The organism is Helicobacter pylori (genome assembly GCF_017594925.1).
In the GTDB taxonomy this organism is placed as follows: domain Bacteria; phylum Campylobacterota; class Campylobacteria; order Campylobacterales; family Helicobacteraceae; genus Helicobacter; species Helicobacter pylori_DP.
This window is the reverse complement of the sequence record NZ_JAALNT010000016.1, coordinates 21,747-38,435: the sequence shown is the minus strand read 5'-3', so window position 1 is coordinate 38,435 and position 16,689 is coordinate 21,747. Positions and strand designations below refer to the sequence as shown.

The window sequence follows — 16,689 nt, the reverse complement described above, 5'->3', positions numbered from 1 at the left end:
CGCGTTAGGGATGCTAGAGAGCGCGGTGGTGATGCTGTTATAGGTGTTGCCCAATTCATTGTATCGGGATTTGAAATTCACTAGAGTGTCAGCGATGTTTTCGGCTTGCTGTATTTGCTGCTCTTGAGTGCCAAAGTGAGCGATGCTGTTTTCTAAATTCGTTATCGTTTGTTCCACATAGGCGCAACCAGAAGCGAAAGTTTGAGTGGTCACTGTGCCTGGAGCTGAACCTTGTGTGCCACCAGTGCCAGCTGTTGATTTGTTGTTGCATGTGGCTAAAAAACTTGTAACAAAATTTTTAAAAGTCCCGACAAGATTGTTAGGGTTGATAGTGTTCCCCACTTGATGGGCCAAATCAAGCATTTTGGCTTGCGCGCTAGCGTTAGCGAGCATGCCTTGCGCAAAGCTAGCGTCTGTGAAAGGGTTGAAAGGCTTGCCTCCACTGCCTCCCACTTGATCTGATTGCGAGTTGGCATTAATGACGCTCGTTTGATTAACAAGCTCTTGCGCGTCCGTGATCATCTTTTGGATCGCGCTGATTTCATCTTTAAAAACGCACAAACCCCCTGAAGTCGGGTTCATCTGTGGGCCACCACTTTTATTAGTTACTGTAAACCATGGGCATGCGCTGTTGATGGTGTTGATGAGCGTGCTGGCTTGCGCTAAGAGCGCTTGAGCGCTATCAGGCACTCCGCTTAATGCGTTGGTGATTTCGGTGTAGGAGACATGTGATGTGTTATCACTAGCTTTGCTATCAACCACTTTTGAACTGATCGTGGTGGTCACTTGTTTGCCGTCTATGGTTTGGGTTTTGGTTATGCTTCCGCCGTGTTGATTACTTACACCTGTGGCTTCTTTCGAGCAGTTATTATTCCCTTTCCCTGAGCATGTGTAGGTGTAGGTTACACTGACTGTTCCGTTATTTTCTTTGAGCGCGGGCAAGCCTTTTTTTAACGCCGTTTGGAGGATCTGATAGGCTTCGTTAAGCTTTTTCATGTTCTCAATACTCATAGGCGCTAGGACTCCAGGCTGATACCCGTTGAGAGAGCAAGTGATGGAAGTGGATCGATACCCTGGCTCGTTGTTGAAGATGGTTGTTGAAGAAGTGCTTTCTTGATCACCATTACCCCCGCATTGCGTAGCATAGCCCAAGACATTCCAAAACCCTACCGCCGCATTGATCGCTAAAAGCACGGCTTGATACGCCGGGGAGTTGGCTTTATCGCCGATCAAATTCTTCGCGCTCGCGCCCAAATTTTCCCGCACCGCATTGATCGCACTCGGATCAGCGGATAATTTGATCAGGGTGTTTAGGGTGCTGTATCGGGTCAAAAGGTTGTTCAAATTTTCATAACGATCTGAAAGATCTTGAATGCCTTTGGTGTTTGTTACCATTTGAGCGGCTTCACCGATTTGATAGCCTACGCTTGTGTAAAAGCCGTCGTCTTCAGCGTGGAGCAAAAATGAGAGAGAGAGAGAGAGTAAAAGGGTTTTTTTCATCATATTCTCCTTTTTTGAAATGAGTGTTTTAATGTATTAAACATGGGGCGTATTATAGCATGAAAGCGTTTTTTTTTTGTAATTTTGAAAAAATTGTGTCATTTTTTTGATTTTGGTGCTTTTTGTTTCGTTTGGTGGTGGTGAAATCTATGGTTAGGCTTTTTTCTTAAGTTGGTGTCTTAAGGGAAATTCATTTTCTTAATTTGAAACTCATTTTCTTAAGGGGATAGGGGGTATTTAATTAAGATTGGTTGCGGAGAATGGATTTGAACCACTGACCTTTGGGTTATGAGCCCAACGAGCTACCGGACTGCTCTACTCCGCGACACGCTAATAAAGGAAAAAAATGGCTGGGGTGCAAGGATTCGAACCTCGGAATGCCAGGACCAAAACCTGGTGCCTTACCGCTTGGCGACACCCCAACAAAATAAAAGAAGCATTATACAAAAGCTTTTTAAAAAAGTCAAGCTAAAACGCTATAATTTTATTATGGAAAACAATTTTGACCCTCTCATTTATAAACGCTATTTGAAAAAGAAAGAAACCTTTTTGCTGTTTAAAAAAATCGCTCAAACCTCTGCGTTTAAAAATCTAAAGCTCCAGCTCAAGCGAAGAGAGGTGATCAATCGTTATGTGGCTGGAATTTTAGGGGATTTAAAGAAAGGGTTTAGATACGCTAAAATGGAACACCAAATCCTAAAAATCTATTTCACGCACCCTAGCTATTTGAAAGCCTTTAAGATAGAAGAAGATTATTACACCAACCGCCTGAAAGCCCATTTAAAAGAAACGCAAAAAACCCTAAAAGCTTTAAATTACCCTTTTGATTTTAAAACTATCCAAGCGAGTATTAGGAAAAGGGCGTATCAAAAACCAGTTGTTAAAAAAGAAAAACCCCCTAAAAAACCGGTTAGCGTGGATGTCAATTGCGAAGGTTTGAGCGATTTCACTAAAAAGCAATTTCTAAAGCTCAAACGCGCTTGTAACGATAATACGCCGCGCACGCCCCCTTGAGAGCTGACCATGCAACTGCCGATCGGGTTTTGCGGGGTGCAAGTTGTGGCGAATAGTGAGCAGTCTAGGGGCTTAGAGCAATTTTTAAAGCTCAAACGCGCTTGTAACGATAATACGCCGCGCACGCCCCCTCAGAGCTGACCATGCAACTGCCGATCGGGTTTTGCGGGGTGCAAGTTGTGGCGAATAACGAGCAGTCTAGGGGTTTAGCGATGCCTTTTAAAATTTCCCCGCACTTGCATGCTTTGTTTTCTTTGGAGGTTTTGTGGCTTAAATATTCTTTAAAGACTTTTTCAGCGTCATAAGAGGCGAACGCTTCTTTGAGTTTGAGGGCGGAATGTTTGATATTCCCCAAACCTCTCCATTCAAAATTTTCTCTCACTTCCATGCAAGCATTGACCAACTCTTGCGCTTTTGTATTCCCCTCAAAGCTCACCGCTCTTTTGTATTGGATTTCTAGCTTGGCTTCTTTGTTTAGGGCTTGTTTAAGAAGCATCAGCACGCTTTCTAATATATCCACCGGCTCAAAACCGCTCACGATAATAGGGAGCTTAAAGCGATCCACTAAAGGAGTATAGATTTGAGCGCCGCTGATCACGCTCACATGGCTAGGGGCTAAAAGGGCGTTGATCTGGCATGCTTTATCTTGTAAAATCGCGCTCACGCTCGGAGGCACTAAAATGTGGTTGATATGGAAAAAAAGATTTTTTAATTTTTCTTTTTTGGCGCTCAGTAAAACGCTCGCGCTCATCGGCGTGGTGGTTTCAAAACCGATCGCAATATAAATGACTTTTTTATGCGGGTTTTCTTTAGCGATCTCTAAAGCTTGCATGGGCGAATACAAAAAGCGCGCATCCAGCCCCTTTTCTCTGGCTTGTATCAAACTCCCATAGCTCCCGGGGACTTTCATCATATCCCCTAAACTCAAAACAATGCTATCTTTCATACTAGCGAGTTCATAAGCTTCATCAAGGCGCGCTCTTGGCATCACGCACACCGGACACCCCGGCCCATGCACAAACTCTAAATTTTTAGGCATCAAGTCTAAAAGCCCGTATTTCATGAGAGAATGCGTATGCCCTCCGCACACTTCCATGATGACTAATTTTTTTGTGAGTTTAAAAGCGAGTTTTTTGATTGCATTAGAGAGTGCTAAAATAATTTGCTTGTCTCTAAAGGGTGAAATGAGGTGATCAACGCTCATTGTTTTTATTGCGTTTCGTTCATTTTGGCGATCATTTCTTGGTAAAGCTCAATGGACTCTAGGGCTTCTTTTTCATCAATCTTACTCATCACATAGCCGATGTGTAACAGCACGTAATCGCCCACTTTAACAGACTCGCCCATTAAATCCAAGCTCGCCTCTCTTTGAACGCCCAAAGTCTCCAAGAGCGCCACATTATCGTTAATGGCTATGACTTTAGAGGGGATCGCTAAACACATTAAAACGAATGCGTGGATTGGTAATTTTCACGCTTTTTTTCTAAAAGGAAGTTTTTAAAATCTTCCAAGCTTTTAGGGTCTTTGGAGCTCATTAAAAAAATAGGCGCTTCAGGCTTTAATTTTTGCATGTCTTCTTTGACTTGAGAAACCCTAAAATTAAACACTTCAATCATATCCGCTTTACTGATAATCACCGCGTCCGCGCACATGAACATGGTAGGGTATTTTAGCACCTTATCATCGCCCTCTGGGACAGAGAGTAAAACGATATTCATCGCCGCCCCTAGATTATAGCTTGAGGGGCAAACCAGATTCCCCACGTTTTCAATGATTAAAAAATCGCTTTTTTCTAACGCTCCCTCATCTTTTAATAAATCAAACGCCCCCTCAATCATGCTCGCTTCCAAATGGCACGCTTCACCGGTGGTGATTTGGTGTGCGCTCACGCCTTTTTTACGCAATCTGTCCGCATCTCTATTGGTTTGCAAATCGCCCTCCACCACGCAAAACTTAAAGTCTTTAAAATCCGCTAGATTTTCTAGCATCGTGGTTTTACCGCTGCCGGGAGAACTCATGAAATTCAACACATACAGCCCTTCTTTTAAATAGCGCTCTTTCATTTCAGCGGCTTTAATGTCGTTCTTGCTCAAAATCTTTTCCACGATTTTGACATCTTTTTTACTCAAATTAGGGTTATTTTGTAAAGATTCTTTTCGTTGTTCGCTCATGCTTTTCCTTTCTTTTAAAATTTTCGTATCGTAGCGCGCTTAATTAAACGACTATGATTTAACAACTTCTTTTATCTTCTTGGCTCATCTTTTTAGATCAAAAACATGCTTTACCCTAACCCCTTATCGTCGCTGTCGTTTTTATCTTTTAACACTAATTTAATGATCCTCCATATGATGATTAATAAAATGATGGTTAAAAGCAAATACCAAACATTGATAAAAACGGCTTTCATCATTTGATTTTCCTTATTTTTTACTCAAAGACAATCTGATAACGCTATTTTCTAAAGCGTCCAAACGATGCGAAACTTGGGCTTCTAGGCTGATTAACGCCCCCTTTGGCATTTCTATTTTTTCATCTCCCACTTCAAAAACGATTTTACCCTCTAAAACCTGCACGCTGATAGCTCCCGGGGCCTTGTGCTTGTCCATGACAGCTCCTTTAGGCATGCAAATACGGATTTCCTTATTGGAAGAATTTTCACTCAACGCTTCAATGTGGAGCTTTTCAAAACAAACGCCCTCTAAAAAATTAACCACTTCCATCAAAAACTCCTAGTGTGATATTTTCTTAATTTAGAACTTAATTTAAGAAAGCTGATTTTTTACCCAAAAATTTCTTATAGATTTCTTAAACAATTCTTCATTCTGTTTTTTCCAAAACCTTTTTGGCTTGCAAAGCGATTTCTAGCTCTTCATCAGTGGGGATTCGTAAAATTTGGACTTTAGTATTAGGCTGGCTTAAATTCACCAACCCGTTGCCCGGATTATCATTAGTGGGCTTACATAAAGCGATCCCTAAATTTTCCAACCGCTCGCACACGCTCTCTCTTAAAGCCGAGTAGTTTTCCCCTAATCCCCCTGTAAAAATGATCGCATCTACTTTTTTTAAGACCACCATGTAAGCCCCAATATACTTTTTAATGCGATAAGCGCACATTTCAAAAGCGAGCTTGGCTTCTTTATCGCCTTTTTCTTTTCTGGCTTCTATGTTTCTCATTATCCCCACAAATGCCCTTCAGCCCGCTTTCATAATTTAAAATCTTCATCACTTCTTCTAAGCTCTTATCAGCACATTGTGCGATGTATTCTACCACAGTGGGGTCAATATCCCCACACCTTGTGCCCATAATCAAGCCCTCTAAAGGGGTTAGCCCCATAGAAGTGTCCACGCTTTTACCCTTTTGAATGGCGGCTGCGCTTGAGCCGTTCCCTAAATGCAAACTGATAGCGTTAAATTCCTCATAAGCGATATTCAAAAACTTCGCCGCTTCTTTAGCCACATAATGGTGTGAAGTCCCATGGAAACCATAGTGCCGGATTTGATACTTTTCATACAATTCATAAGGTAACGCATATATGTAAGCGTAACTGGGCATAGTGGCATGGAATGCGGTGTCAAAAACAGCGATTTGAGGGATATGGGGGTGCGCTTTTTGAACGAACTCAATACCGGCCAAATTCGCCGGGTTGTGTAAGGGGGCTAAAATAGAAAGCTTGCCAATTTCTTGCATGACTTTTTCATTGACTAAGACTGGGGCATGGAATTTATCCCCCCCTTGAACCACACGATGCCCTATAGCGTCAATTTGATTGAAATCTTTGATAATGCCCATTTTCGTTAAATTCTCACGAATCATTAAAAGCCCGATCGCATGATCTTTAATCACAAGCTTTTCTTTTAATTCTTGATCGTTATGGTGCAAATGCGATTTGATTTTCAACTGCCCTATTTCTTCGCCGATTTTTTCGGCTAAACCGCTCGCTAAGGGCTTGTTTTCTTTCATGTCAAACAACTTAAACTTAATAGACGAACTGCCCAGATTCAACACTAAAATTTCCATCATTTCTCCTATCAATAATCTTGCACTTGAAGGGCGCTAATCAAAACGGTGTTAACAATATCTTCCACTAAAGCGCCCCTACTCAAATCGTTAATGGGCTTATTCAAACCTTGTAAAATGGGCCCTATCGCCACGGCTTTAGCGCTCCGTTGCACCGCTTTATAAGCGATGTTCCCAGCGTTTAAATCCGGGAAAATAAAAACGCTAGCTTGCCCGGCCACTTGGCTGTTAGGCCTTTTTTTCTTCGCTACGCCTTTATCTATGGAAGCGTCAAATTGTAAAGGGCCATCAATTTCTAATTGGGGATCTAACTTTTGCGCGATTGTTAGGGCTTCGTTGATTTTATCCACCATTTCGCCTTGAGCGGAATCGCCTGTCGCATAAGAGAGTAGGGCCACTTTAGGCGCAATATTGAATTGCTTAGCGGTTTGCGCAGAAGTGGTAGCGATCTCGGCTAATTCTTTAGGGCTAGGGTTAGGGATAATCGCGCAATCCCCAAAGACGAACACTTGAGTGTCCAAACACATTAAAAACACGCTTGAAACCAAGCTCACGCCGGGCTTAGTTTTAATGATTTGTAAAGCGGGTCTAATGGTCTCAGCTGTGATTGACCCCAGAAACCATGGCATGCGCGTAGCCTAAATGCACGAGCATGGTCGCAAAATAAGTTTTATCCAACGCTAATTGCTCGGCTTCTTGCTCACTCAATCCCTTTGATTTTCGCAATTCATACAAGCTTTTAGCGAATTCTTCTTTGTAGCTAGAAGTGTTGGGATCAATGATTTCTGCATTTTCTAAATTCAAGTTCAAATTTTTCGAATTAATGGCTTCTTTATCGCCTAATAAAATCAATCCCACCGCACCCATAGCGTTCAAACGATGCGCGGCTTTCAAAATCCTTTTATCTTCGCTCTCGGGTAAAACGACTTTTTTAATCTGTTTTTTAGCCTTTTTTTCCAAACTCCTTTGAAAGGCTAAAGGGGTAATAATCTTGCTTTTTGTTTGCAACACGCTTTCTATCAGATCCGCTTCTAATTCGCATTGTTGCTTGCAAAGAGACGCGCTCAAAAAATGTGGTTTTTCAAGCATCTCACCCGCAAATAACCCTATAGCGAAAGGGGCTTCTTTTTTGAGAATATGAGAGCGCATGGCTTTCAAAGATTCCAAACTCGTTTGTGCGACAGCCACCACAGGAGCGTTTAAATGCTTGGCTAAAATGGTGTTTAAATCTAAAAGAGCGTTTAAGAAAAACTTCGGCGCATACCCTAAATTAATGACAAAATCATGCGTGGATTGTAATTCATCATAGCGTTTGAGAATCGTTTCAAATAGTAACTCTTCTTGAGCGGTGCTCACAAGCTCTAAAGCCTTTTGTTTGTCTATGGCGCTATGAACCTCTAAAGAGCTTAGACCCTCGCACTCCCCCAAGCTCTCGTACTCCCCATTAATGGGTGAAAACAAGGCGATTTTTTGATAGCGTGGTTTTAGCGTTTTTAAAAGACTCTTACAAGCAACCCCTAAAACTTCGGTATCCTCTGGGTAAATCCATAAACTTTGCATGCCAATCTCCCTAAAATCATCGTTTTTTATTTAATTGTAGCAAAATTTAATTAAACCTAAACGAGATTTTGTAAAATGCTTTTAGCATTTTTTACCACACAATGATAAAAGAGCTTAGCGCTAGTCAAGCGGTAGCTGATTAAAAAAACAGAGTTAAGGAACTCTTTTTGCTTGACTCCCACCATGTAAAATAAAAGAGTTGTTTTAAAGGATAGTCATGCCATCTCCTATTAATCCCATTCACACCAACGCAAACGCTTTAAACAGCGGGGCGAAAAATGAAGTTAAAGACGCCAAAAACGCCCCTAAAAGTGCATCAAAGGATTTCAGTAAGATCTTAAACCAAAAGATCTCTAAAGACAAAACCGCCTCTAAAGAAAATCCTAACGCTTTAAAAGCCACGCCCAAAGACGCTAAAAAAGACGCTAAAGCGCTTGAAAAAACCCCTACCCCAAACCACCAACACGCTCAAAACCTCGCCAAAAACCAACAAGCCCCTACCCTAAAAGATTGGCTCAACCACCCAAAAACCCACCCAACAGCCGAACATGAGGCTCAACATGAAACCCATGAGGCTTTTGAGACTGACCCCAAAAACCCTAACGAAACTTTAAACAAGAATGAAAAAAAGCCTAACGAAGTTGCTTCTAACGCTCATCAAACAAACTTGCCTAATAAAAACCTTATAACCCCCACTAACCGCACTAACAACGCTAACAAAACCCCCACCACCCCAACCCATAACGCCAAAGAGCCAAAAACCCTTAAAGACATCCAAACGCTCAGCCAAAAACATGACCTAAACGCTAGCAACATTCAAGCGACCACAACTCCAGAAAATAAAACCCCCTTAAATGCAAGCGATCATCTTGCTTTAAAAACAACGCAAACGCCCACTAACCACACCCTTGCAAAGAACGACGCTAAAAACACCGCCAACCTTTCTAGCGTTTTGCAATCCTTAGAAAAAAAAGAACCGCCAAATAAAGAACACGCAAACCCCCCAAATAACGAAAAAAAAACGCCCCCTTTAAAGGAAGCTTTACAAATGAACGCTATTAAAAGGGATAAAACGCTTTCTAAAAAAAAGTCAGAAAAAACCCCTACCAAAGCCCAAACTACAGCCCCAAGCATAGCGCCAGAGAATGCCCCTAAAATCCCCTTTAAAACGCCCCCTTTAATGCCTTTAATAGGAGCTAACCCCCCTAACGATAATATTCCAACGCCATTAGAAAAAGAAGAAAAAACTCAAGAAATAAGCGACAATAAAGAAAAAACTAAAGAAACTAATAACAGCGCTCAAAATGTGCAAAACACCCAAGCTAGCGATAAGACAAGCGAGAATAAAAGCGTTACCCCTAAAGAGACGATCAAGCATTTCGCCCAACAATTAAAGCAAGAAATCCAAGAATACAAACCCCCCATGAGCAGGATCTCTATGGATTTATTCCCTAAGGAATTGGGCAAGGTTGAAGTGATTATTCAAAAAGTGGGTAAAAACCTTAAAGTGAGCGTGATTTCTCATAACAACAGCTTGCAAACCTTTTTGGATAACCAACAAGATCTTAAAAACAGCCTGAACGCTTTAGGTTTTGAAGGGGTGGATTTGAGCTTTTCGCAAGATTCTTCTAAAGAGCAACCCAAAGAGCAACTAAGAGAGCCATTTAAAGAGCAGGAATCAACCCCCTTAAAAGAAAACGCCCTAAAAAGCTACCAAGAGAATACGGATAATGAACACAAAGAAACGAGCATGCAAATCACTCTTTATGCGTGATTTTAAGCGAGTTTGCTCTATAATAAGACATCTTTAATAAGGAAGAGATCATGGCCATTGATTTAGCAGAAGTTACAGGAGCTAAAGCCGCGCAAGAAAGGAAAAAAGAGCAGCCCGCCATCGCTAATGGGTTGGATAAAAACGCTTTCATGAAACTCTTTTTAGAGCAATTGAAAAATCAAGACCCCACCGCTCCTATGGAAACGGATAAAATCATCACCCAAACCGCGCAGCTCACGCAAGTGGAAATGCAAGAAGAAAACAAAAAAACCATGCAAGAAGTCGCCAGTGCGATGAAATCCAATAAAGAAACTAACGAATCTTTAAAAGACTTTCAAGGCGCTTTAAAAGACACCATGGAAAACTTGAATAAAGGCATGGACGATAGCTTGAAAGCGAATAACGCTTTAAGGGAAGTAAGTGCGCTTAATTCTGTGAGCATGATAGGCAAAATCGCTGAAACCGATGTGAGCGGGGCGAATTTTGACGGCAACAACAAGCTTTCTTTTTCGCTCTTTTTTGATGAAAAAATTGACGCTTCTAAAGGAGTGCCAGCGATTCAAATCTTAAATGAAAACAATGAATTAGTCAAAACGATTTCTTTAAAAGATTATAACGGGCAAAAGGGGTATATCAATTTTGAATGGGACGGCACAAACGAAAAGGGCGAAAAAGTCCCTAAAGGCAATTACAAAATCAAGGCTGAATACAATTTAGACTCTCAAAGCAAGCAGTATTTGCAAACGCGCATTGGTAGGGGCGAAGTGGAGAGCGTGATTTTTGATAAAGGCAAACCCATGTTAAGAATGGGCGAAATGATTTTACCCATAGACAGCGCGATAGAGTTTTATCAACCGGATCAAAAACCGCTTGATCAAAAACTCTCGGATCAGAAGCCTCAAAAACTCTCTGAGCAAAAACCGCTTGATCAAAAAATCTCGGATCAAAAACTGCTTGAACTCTCTGAACAGAAACCATTTGATCAAAAGCCTCAAAAACTCTCTGAACAAAAACCGATTGATCAAAAACTCTCGGATCAAAAACCACTTGATCAGAAACCCCAAACCCCCCCTAAAGAGACAGCATGAACGACACCTTATTAAACGCTTATAGCGGGATTAAGACCCACCAGTTTGGCATTGACAGCCTTTCCAATAATATCGCCAATGTCAATACCTTAGGCTATCGCTCCAATGATCCGGAGTTTAAGACCTTGTTTTCTTCGCATTTAGACGCTTTGAACGCCAAATCCGTTGTGGCTAACGACCGAAATTACGGCGTTACAGGCTCAGGCAATGTCCTTTCTAATAAAGATGGGGAATACATGCCTAGTGAGGGGGAATTTCATATGGCGTATCAAGGCAAGGGCTGGTTTGTGATAGGACCCAATAAAAATGGGGAAATGACTATTAATAAAGACGGCTTTAGCAAAAAACAGGATAATTTTCTCACGCGCGCCGGCAATTTCGCACGAGACGCTGATGGCTATTTAGTAACCCCTGAGGGCTATTATGTCTATGGCATTGATTTGAAAAAAATCAAAGACGGCACGCTCAATTCCACCGCCAGAGATGAAGACATTGAAAAATTGCATGGCAACACCCTTTCGCCCTTACAAATCCCCCAAGATTTGACTTACCAGCCCGTGCTTAGCACGAAAGTGGGTATTAGCGTGAATTTAAACCCTAAAGATCATTTAAAAGGCGTGCAAGATTTTTTCTTAAACGATAAGGGCGAAATCATTAAAGAGCGTTTTTTAAACCAGGACATTAACGCTTTAGCGAATAACGATAACGAGCCCATAGACGCGATCACGAATCGCAAATTGAATGTGAGTATCCAAAAAGAAGATGGCAAAAAAGAGGATTTTGTTTTCACTTATGGGGACGCTGAAAAAGGCGAAAACCAATTCAAAACCTTAGGCGATTTGCAAAAACTCCTTAAAGAAAAAACCGGGCTAGACCTAAACCTCATCAAAAGCGAAAAAGACGCCAAAAGCCCCCCCCTTTTATTAGAGATCGCTAATCCTAGCGAAACGCCTATCACTTTTAGCTTGAGTGGGGGCATTGCGGATAAATTGGGCTTGAACGCGGACGGAATGGAATTGAAAAAGGGCATTAGCAGGGATTCAGTAGCGATTAGAATCCCTTATTACAGCACAGAAGTGGATATTTATGACAAAGCCGGGGATAAATACTTGCTCCAAAGCGAATATTACATGACCAATTCCAACGATCCCACGTCAAGCCCCACGAGTAAAAGGAAAAACCAAACTTGGGAAGTGAAAAGCTACATCGTAGATCCCAAAAACAAAACCCCTATCAATGATCCTACTTGGGAAATTGTCGGCTTTGATTCAGCCACGCATAAAATGAAATCCGCTCCCATGACTTTGGATTTTAAAGGCAATAAGCTCACCTATTCACTAGATAAGAGCGAAAACCATGATTCTAGCGATTTGTCTTATCAAGACTCTAAACTTTTAGAAGCGAGTCAAGACGGCAAGCCTAGGGGCATTTTTAGAGACATGCGCATTGAAGAAAATGGCGTGATTTCTCTAGCTTTCAGTAATGGGGTGGTAGAGCCGGTCGCTCGCATCGGTATTTTAGCTTTCACTAACGATCAAGGCCTAAGGAAAATCGGCGGTAACCTCTATGAAATGCAAGAAGGCACCATTAATGGCGAAAACAGACCCCTAAGCGGTAACCCCATTTTAGGGTGGGACGAAGAGGGCAAGCTCAAGTTTGGGAAAATCAGGCATAAATATTTAGAAACGAGCAACGTGAATGCCGGGAACGCCCTAACCAATCTCATTTTAATGCAAAGAGGCTATTCCATGAACGCTAGGGCCTTTGGCGCGGGCGATGACATGATTAAAGAAGCCATTAGCTTGAAAAAATAAAAGGCTAAAATAAGGAGTATGGTAAAATATCCTTTTTAATAAGGATATTTAATGATACCCACACAGCTTAATGAAATTGCAGAATTTTTAAGAACAAACCCTTATAATTTGTCTCAACCCTTACAAGATGGGCGATTAAATTCATCGATCAATGAAGAAGAAATTTTAAATACCATTAAGGATTATTTTCCTATCCAACTGCCAAGAGCCAGAGAGTGGTGGGATTTTAGTTTTGAAGAAAACGATATTTTTTATCCTGTCAATATTAAAACCACCACCACAAAAACCGCTGACAATCTTAATTGCAAATTAGGGATTTATTATGCGTTGTGCGGCTTATTGCCGGAATTTAATAACGAAATCGCATGGGAAAAATACTTTCAAAAACTGCATAAAGACTTGGGCAAAAACACCGATAGAGATTATTATTTTTTGATTATCAACAAAAACGATCCTAAAGATATTTTTATCAATTCCTTAAAAGGTATTCAAACTCTTCAGCCCAATAACTTGCCCTTCCAATGCAAGTGGGATAACAACAGAGAAATCGTTCAAAGAAGCTTTATTGAAAGTAAAAACTTCATCTTAAACGCTTTAGCTGAAAGCGTTAAGTTACGATCTAATATTTATTTAACATTCAAAGAATTTTTTGGAGAATTTTTTGTATCAATTAGAGATTAAAACTTTAGGGCAGGTTTTCACCCCTAACAATATAGTGGATTTCATGCTCACTCTAAAGCACAATCAAGGGAGTGTTTTAGAGCCAAGCGCGGGCGATGGGAGTTTTTTAAAGCGCTTAAAAAAGGCTGTAGGGATTGAAATCGATCCTAAAATCTGCCCTAAAAATGCCCTTTGCATGGACTTTTTTGACTACCCTTTAGAAAATCAATTTGACACGATTATTGGTAACCCGCCCTATGTCAAGCACAAGGATATTGCGCCAAGCACCAAAGAAAAACTCCATTACAGCCTTTTTGATGAAAGGAGTAATCTATACTTGTTTTTCATAGAAAAAGCGATCAAGCATTTAAAGTCTCAAGGCGAATTGATTTTCATCACCCCAAGGGATTTTTTAAAATCCACTTCTAGCGTGAAATTAAACGAATGGATCTACAAAGAAGGCACGATAACGCATTTTTTTGAATTAGGCGATCAAAAGATTTTCCCAAACGCCATGCCTAATTGCGTGATTTTTCGTTTTTGTAAGGGCAATTTCAGTAGAATCGCTAACGATGGTTTGCAATTTTTGTGCAAAAAAGGTATTTTGTATTTCCTCAACCAATCTTACACGCAAAAATTGAGCGAGGTTTTTCAAGTCAAGGTGGGGGCAGTGAGCGGGTGCGATAAGATTTTTAAAAATGAAACATACGGGAATTTAGAATTTGTCACCTCAATCACCAAAAGAACCAATGTTTTAGAAAAAATGGTTTTTGTCAATAAGCCTAATGATTACTTACTCCAGCATAAAGACAGCTTGATGCAAAGAAAGATTAAAAAGTTCAATGAAAGTAATTGGTTTGAATGGGGGAGGATGCATCACATATCCCCTAAAAAACGCATTTATGTCAACGCCAAAACGCGCCAAAAAAACCCTTTTTTCATCCACCAATGCCCTAATTATGACGGCTCTATTTTGGCGCTATTCCCTTATGACCAAAACTTAGATTTACAAAACCTCTGCGATAAACTCAACGCTATCAACTGGCAAGAATTGGGCTTTGTGTGCGATGGGCGTTTTTTGTTTTCGCAGCGCTCTTTAGAAAACGCCCTTTTGCCTAAAGACTTTTTAAACTAGGATAAAACTTGTTAGAAACCTTACAATTAAACCCTGAGCAACGAAAAGCGGCTTCGGCTTTACAAGGGTATAATTTAATCATTGCGAGCGCTGGCACGGGAAAAACTTCTACCATTGTGGGGCGCATTTTACACCTGCTTAATAACGGCATCAAGCCTGAAGAAATCTTGCTTTTGACTTTCACCAATAAAGCGAGTAATGAGATGATCGCTAGGGTGGCTAAATATTCCAAATTAAGCTCCAAAATTGAAGCGGGCACTTTCCATGCGGTGGCGTATCGCTATTTGAAAGAGCATTACCCAAACTTAAGCCTGAAGCAACCTAAGGAATTAAGAAAACTTTTAGAAAGCATCGTGGACACTAAAAACGCGCTAAACGCAACAGATGACGATAAAAAGCCCTACACTTCGCAACATTTATACGCCCTTTATTCTCTTTACACTAACGCTCTAAAACAAGAAGATTTTAGCGCTTGGCTTTCTAGTAAAAACCCTGAACACGCACCATACGCCGCCTTTTATGAAAACATTTTAGAAGAATTTGAAAACACTAAAAAAAAGCATAATTATATTGACTATAACGACTTACTGCTGCTCTTTAAAAAAGCGATGCTAGAAAGACCTAGCCCTTATAAAGAAGTGCTTTGCGATGAATTTCAAGACACTAACCCCTTACAAGAATCCATTTTAGACGCTATCAACCCTCCCAGTTTGTTTTGCGTGGGCGATTACGATCAGAGTATTTACGCTTTTAATGGGGCGGATATTTCTATCATTTCTAATTTCACTCAAAAATACAAAAACGCCCAGGTTTTCACGCTCACTAAAAACTACCGCTCTTCTAAAGAGATTTTAGATCTCGCTAATCAAGTGATACAGCGCAACGAGCGCATTTACCCTAAAAATTTAGAAGTGGTGAAATCAGGGAAATTCAATAAACCCACGCTTTTAAATTACAACGACAATATCGCGCAATGCCAAGACATCGCCAAACGCATTGTCATGCGAAAAGATTTTAAAGAAGTGGCAGTGATTTTTAGGAACAACGCGAGCGCGGATCAATTAGAAGCCGCTTTAAGATCCCACAACGTGCCAAGCAAAAGGAAAGGGAGCACGAGCTTTTTTGAATCTAAAGAAGTGGCGTTAGCGTTAGATATTTGCACGCTATTATTTAACCCTAAAGACATTATGGCAGCGATCCATATTTTAAGCTATATCAGTGATATTGGCTCTAACACCGCTAAAGACATTCATGAAGCCTTAATGCTTTTAGGCAATGGTGATCTCAAATCAGCTTTAATTCAGCCTAATCAAGAAGCTAAAATTTACACTAAGAAAAAAGAAATCACCTCCATGGGGCTTTTTGAAGAAATTTTTGCTTTAGAAAACAGCTCAAGGTTTAATAGCGTGATAGACAAGGCGTTTCATTCGCACCCGGTGTTGATGCACCCTAAAATCTCACTCAATGGGGCTAAAACGCTCAGCGATTTTTTCACTCTTTATACCAAAGCCCCCACTCATTCCCCTAGCGCTTTAATCAAACACATTATAGAAAGCGCGTTTTTTCAAACCTTTAAAACACGCCTATTAAAAGAGCGATCCAAAAATAAGGACGGCTCTTATAATGAATTTAAAAAACTCCAAGCGCAAAAACGCTTCAATGAAAAAATGGACTTGCTGAGTTCTTTGGCGAAAAATTACCAAAATTTAGGGCGTTTTTTAAACGGCACTTTAATAGGATCTAGTGAAGCCACGCAAGGCGAGGGCGTGAATCTATTGAGCGTGCATGCTTCTAAAGGCTTAGAATTTAAAGACGTTTATATTATAGATTTAATGGAGGGCCGTTTCCCTAACCACAAGCTCATGAATACCGGTGGGGGCATTGAAGAAGAAAGGCGGCTTTTTTATGTCGCTATCACTAGGGCTAAGGAAAATTTATGGCTTTCTTATGCGAAAAACGAATTGAGGGAAAACGCCAAACCTAAAGAACATAAGCCCTCGGTGTTTTTGTATGAAGCGGGACTTTTGAAGCTTGATTCAAAATAAAATTGGTTTTTGTATTGTTTGTTTAATGAGTATTATAATGGGATTTTTATGAGATGTAAGAAAAATACAAAAAAACGCTAG

Annotated in this window: 13 protein-coding genes, 2 tRNA genes and 2 pseudogenes; 7 read left to right on the top strand and 10 right to left on the bottom strand. The window is 40.7% G+C overall.

Translation table 11 applies throughout. The features are described from left to right. The 3 genes from G6069_RS06265 to G6069_RS06255 all read right to left on the bottom strand — a co-directional run. Nucleotides 1-1,500: SabA family sialic acid-binding adhesin (locus G6069_RS06265; protein ID WP_197293724.1), on the bottom strand; the 1,500-nt coding region annotated here is incomplete at its 3' end. 248 nt (nucleotides 1,501-1,748) lie between these two features. Beyond that, nucleotides 1,749-1,825: transfer RNA gene (locus G6069_RS06260), tRNA-Met, on the bottom strand. Nucleotides 1,826-1,847: 22 nt separating this feature from the next. After that, nucleotides 1,848-1,922: transfer RNA gene (locus tag G6069_RS06255), tRNA-Gln, on the bottom strand. 67 nt (nucleotides 1,923-1,989) lie between these two features. Here G6069_RS06255 and G6069_RS08000 point away from each other — a divergent pair. Then, nucleotides 1,990-2,514: a hypothetical protein gene (locus G6069_RS08000; RefSeq protein WP_231628104.1), complete on the top strand. Its 525-nt coding sequence runs from the start codon at nucleotides 1,990-1,992 to the stop codon at nucleotides 2,512-2,514. Between the two features lie 91 nt (nucleotides 2,515-2,605). On the opposite strand, the gene hypD is transcribed toward G6069_RS08000, so the two are convergent. From hypD to pta, 7 genes and pseudogenes are all read right to left on the bottom strand, one after another. Then, complete coding sequence (gene hypD, locus G6069_RS06245) at nucleotides 2,606-3,718, bottom strand: hydrogenase formation protein HypD (RefSeq protein WP_197293722.1); 1,113 nt, start codon at nucleotides 3,716-3,718, stop codon at nucleotides 2,606-2,608. 5 nt (nucleotides 3,719-3,723) lie between these two features. Continuing rightward, nucleotides 3,724-3,957 (bottom strand): HypC/HybG/HupF family hydrogenase formation chaperone, encoded by a 234-nt coding sequence (locus G6069_RS06240; RefSeq protein WP_000335462.1) that lies wholly within the window; start codon nucleotides 3,955-3,957, stop codon nucleotides 3,724-3,726. Then, the gene (gene hypB / locus G6069_RS06235; RefSeq protein WP_000003589.1) at nucleotides 3,957-4,685 is read right to left on the bottom strand and encodes a hydrogenase nickel incorporation protein HypB; all 729 of its coding nucleotides are present in this window, start codon (nucleotides 4,683-4,685) and stop codon (nucleotides 3,957-3,959) included. Before hypB ends, G6069_RS06240 begins: the two co-directional genes overlap by 1 nt. Before the next feature lie 110 nt (nucleotides 4,686-4,795). Beyond that, nucleotides 4,796-4,924 carry a hypothetical protein gene (locus G6069_RS08065; RefSeq protein ID WP_000973846.1) on the bottom strand — a complete coding sequence of 43 codons (129 nt, stop codon included), beginning with the start codon at nucleotides 4,922-4,924 and terminating at the stop codon, nucleotides 4,796-4,798. Nucleotides 4,925-4,934: 10 nt separating this feature from the next. Continuing rightward, nucleotides 4,935-5,234, bottom strand: a complete 300-nt coding sequence (locus G6069_RS06230) for a cupin domain-containing protein (RefSeq protein ID WP_078259685.1) — start codon at nucleotides 5,232-5,234, stop codon at nucleotides 4,935-4,937. A gap of 97 nt (nucleotides 5,235-5,331) precedes the next feature. Beyond that, nucleotides 5,332-6,547: pseudogene (locus tag G6069_RS06225) on the bottom strand (acetate kinase). Further along, nucleotides 6,544-8,092, bottom strand: a pseudogene (gene pta, locus G6069_RS06220) (phosphate acetyltransferase). Before pta ends, G6069_RS06225 begins: the two co-directional pseudogenes overlap by 4 nt. A gap of 217 nt (nucleotides 8,093-8,309) precedes the next feature. On the opposite strand from pta, the gene fliK reads away from it, so the two are divergent. The 6 genes from fliK to G6069_RS06190 are packed head-to-tail and all read left to right on the top strand — an operon-like array spanning nucleotide 8,310 to nucleotide 16,608. After that, entirely contained in the window at nucleotides 8,310-9,866 is a 1,557-nt protein-coding gene (fliK, locus tag G6069_RS06215; protein ID WP_197293721.1) for a flagellar hook-length control protein FliK, read from the top strand. A gap of 50 nt (nucleotides 9,867-9,916) precedes the next feature. Next, entirely contained in the window at nucleotides 9,917-10,954 is a 1,038-nt protein-coding gene (gene flgD, locus G6069_RS06210; protein ID WP_197293720.1) for a flagellar hook assembly protein FlgD, read from the top strand. Then, complete coding sequence (locus G6069_RS06205) at nucleotides 10,951-12,768, top strand: flagellar hook protein FlgE (RefSeq protein ID WP_197293719.1); 1,818 nt, start codon at nucleotides 10,951-10,953, stop codon at nucleotides 12,766-12,768. The genes flgD and G6069_RS06205 overlap by 4 nt, the downstream gene beginning before the upstream one ends. Nucleotides 12,769-12,819: 51 nt before the next feature. Beyond that, the gene (locus G6069_RS06200; protein ID WP_197293718.1) at nucleotides 12,820-13,449 is read left to right on the top strand and encodes a restriction endonuclease; all 630 of its coding nucleotides are present in this window, start codon (nucleotides 12,820-12,822) and stop codon (nucleotides 13,447-13,449) included. Further along, on the top strand, nucleotides 13,418-14,563 hold the full coding sequence (locus G6069_RS06195) for an Eco57I restriction-modification methylase domain-containing protein (protein WP_197293717.1): 1,146 nt from the start codon (nucleotides 13,418-13,420) through the stop codon (nucleotides 14,561-14,563). Before G6069_RS06200 ends, G6069_RS06195 begins: the two co-directional genes overlap by 32 nt. 8 nt (nucleotides 14,564-14,571) lie before the next feature. Next, nucleotides 14,572-16,608: an ATP-dependent helicase gene (locus tag G6069_RS06190; protein WP_197293716.1), complete on the top strand. Its 2,037-nt coding sequence runs from the start codon at nucleotides 14,572-14,574 to the stop codon at nucleotides 16,606-16,608. Nucleotides 16,609-16,689: the final 81 nt, after the last annotated feature.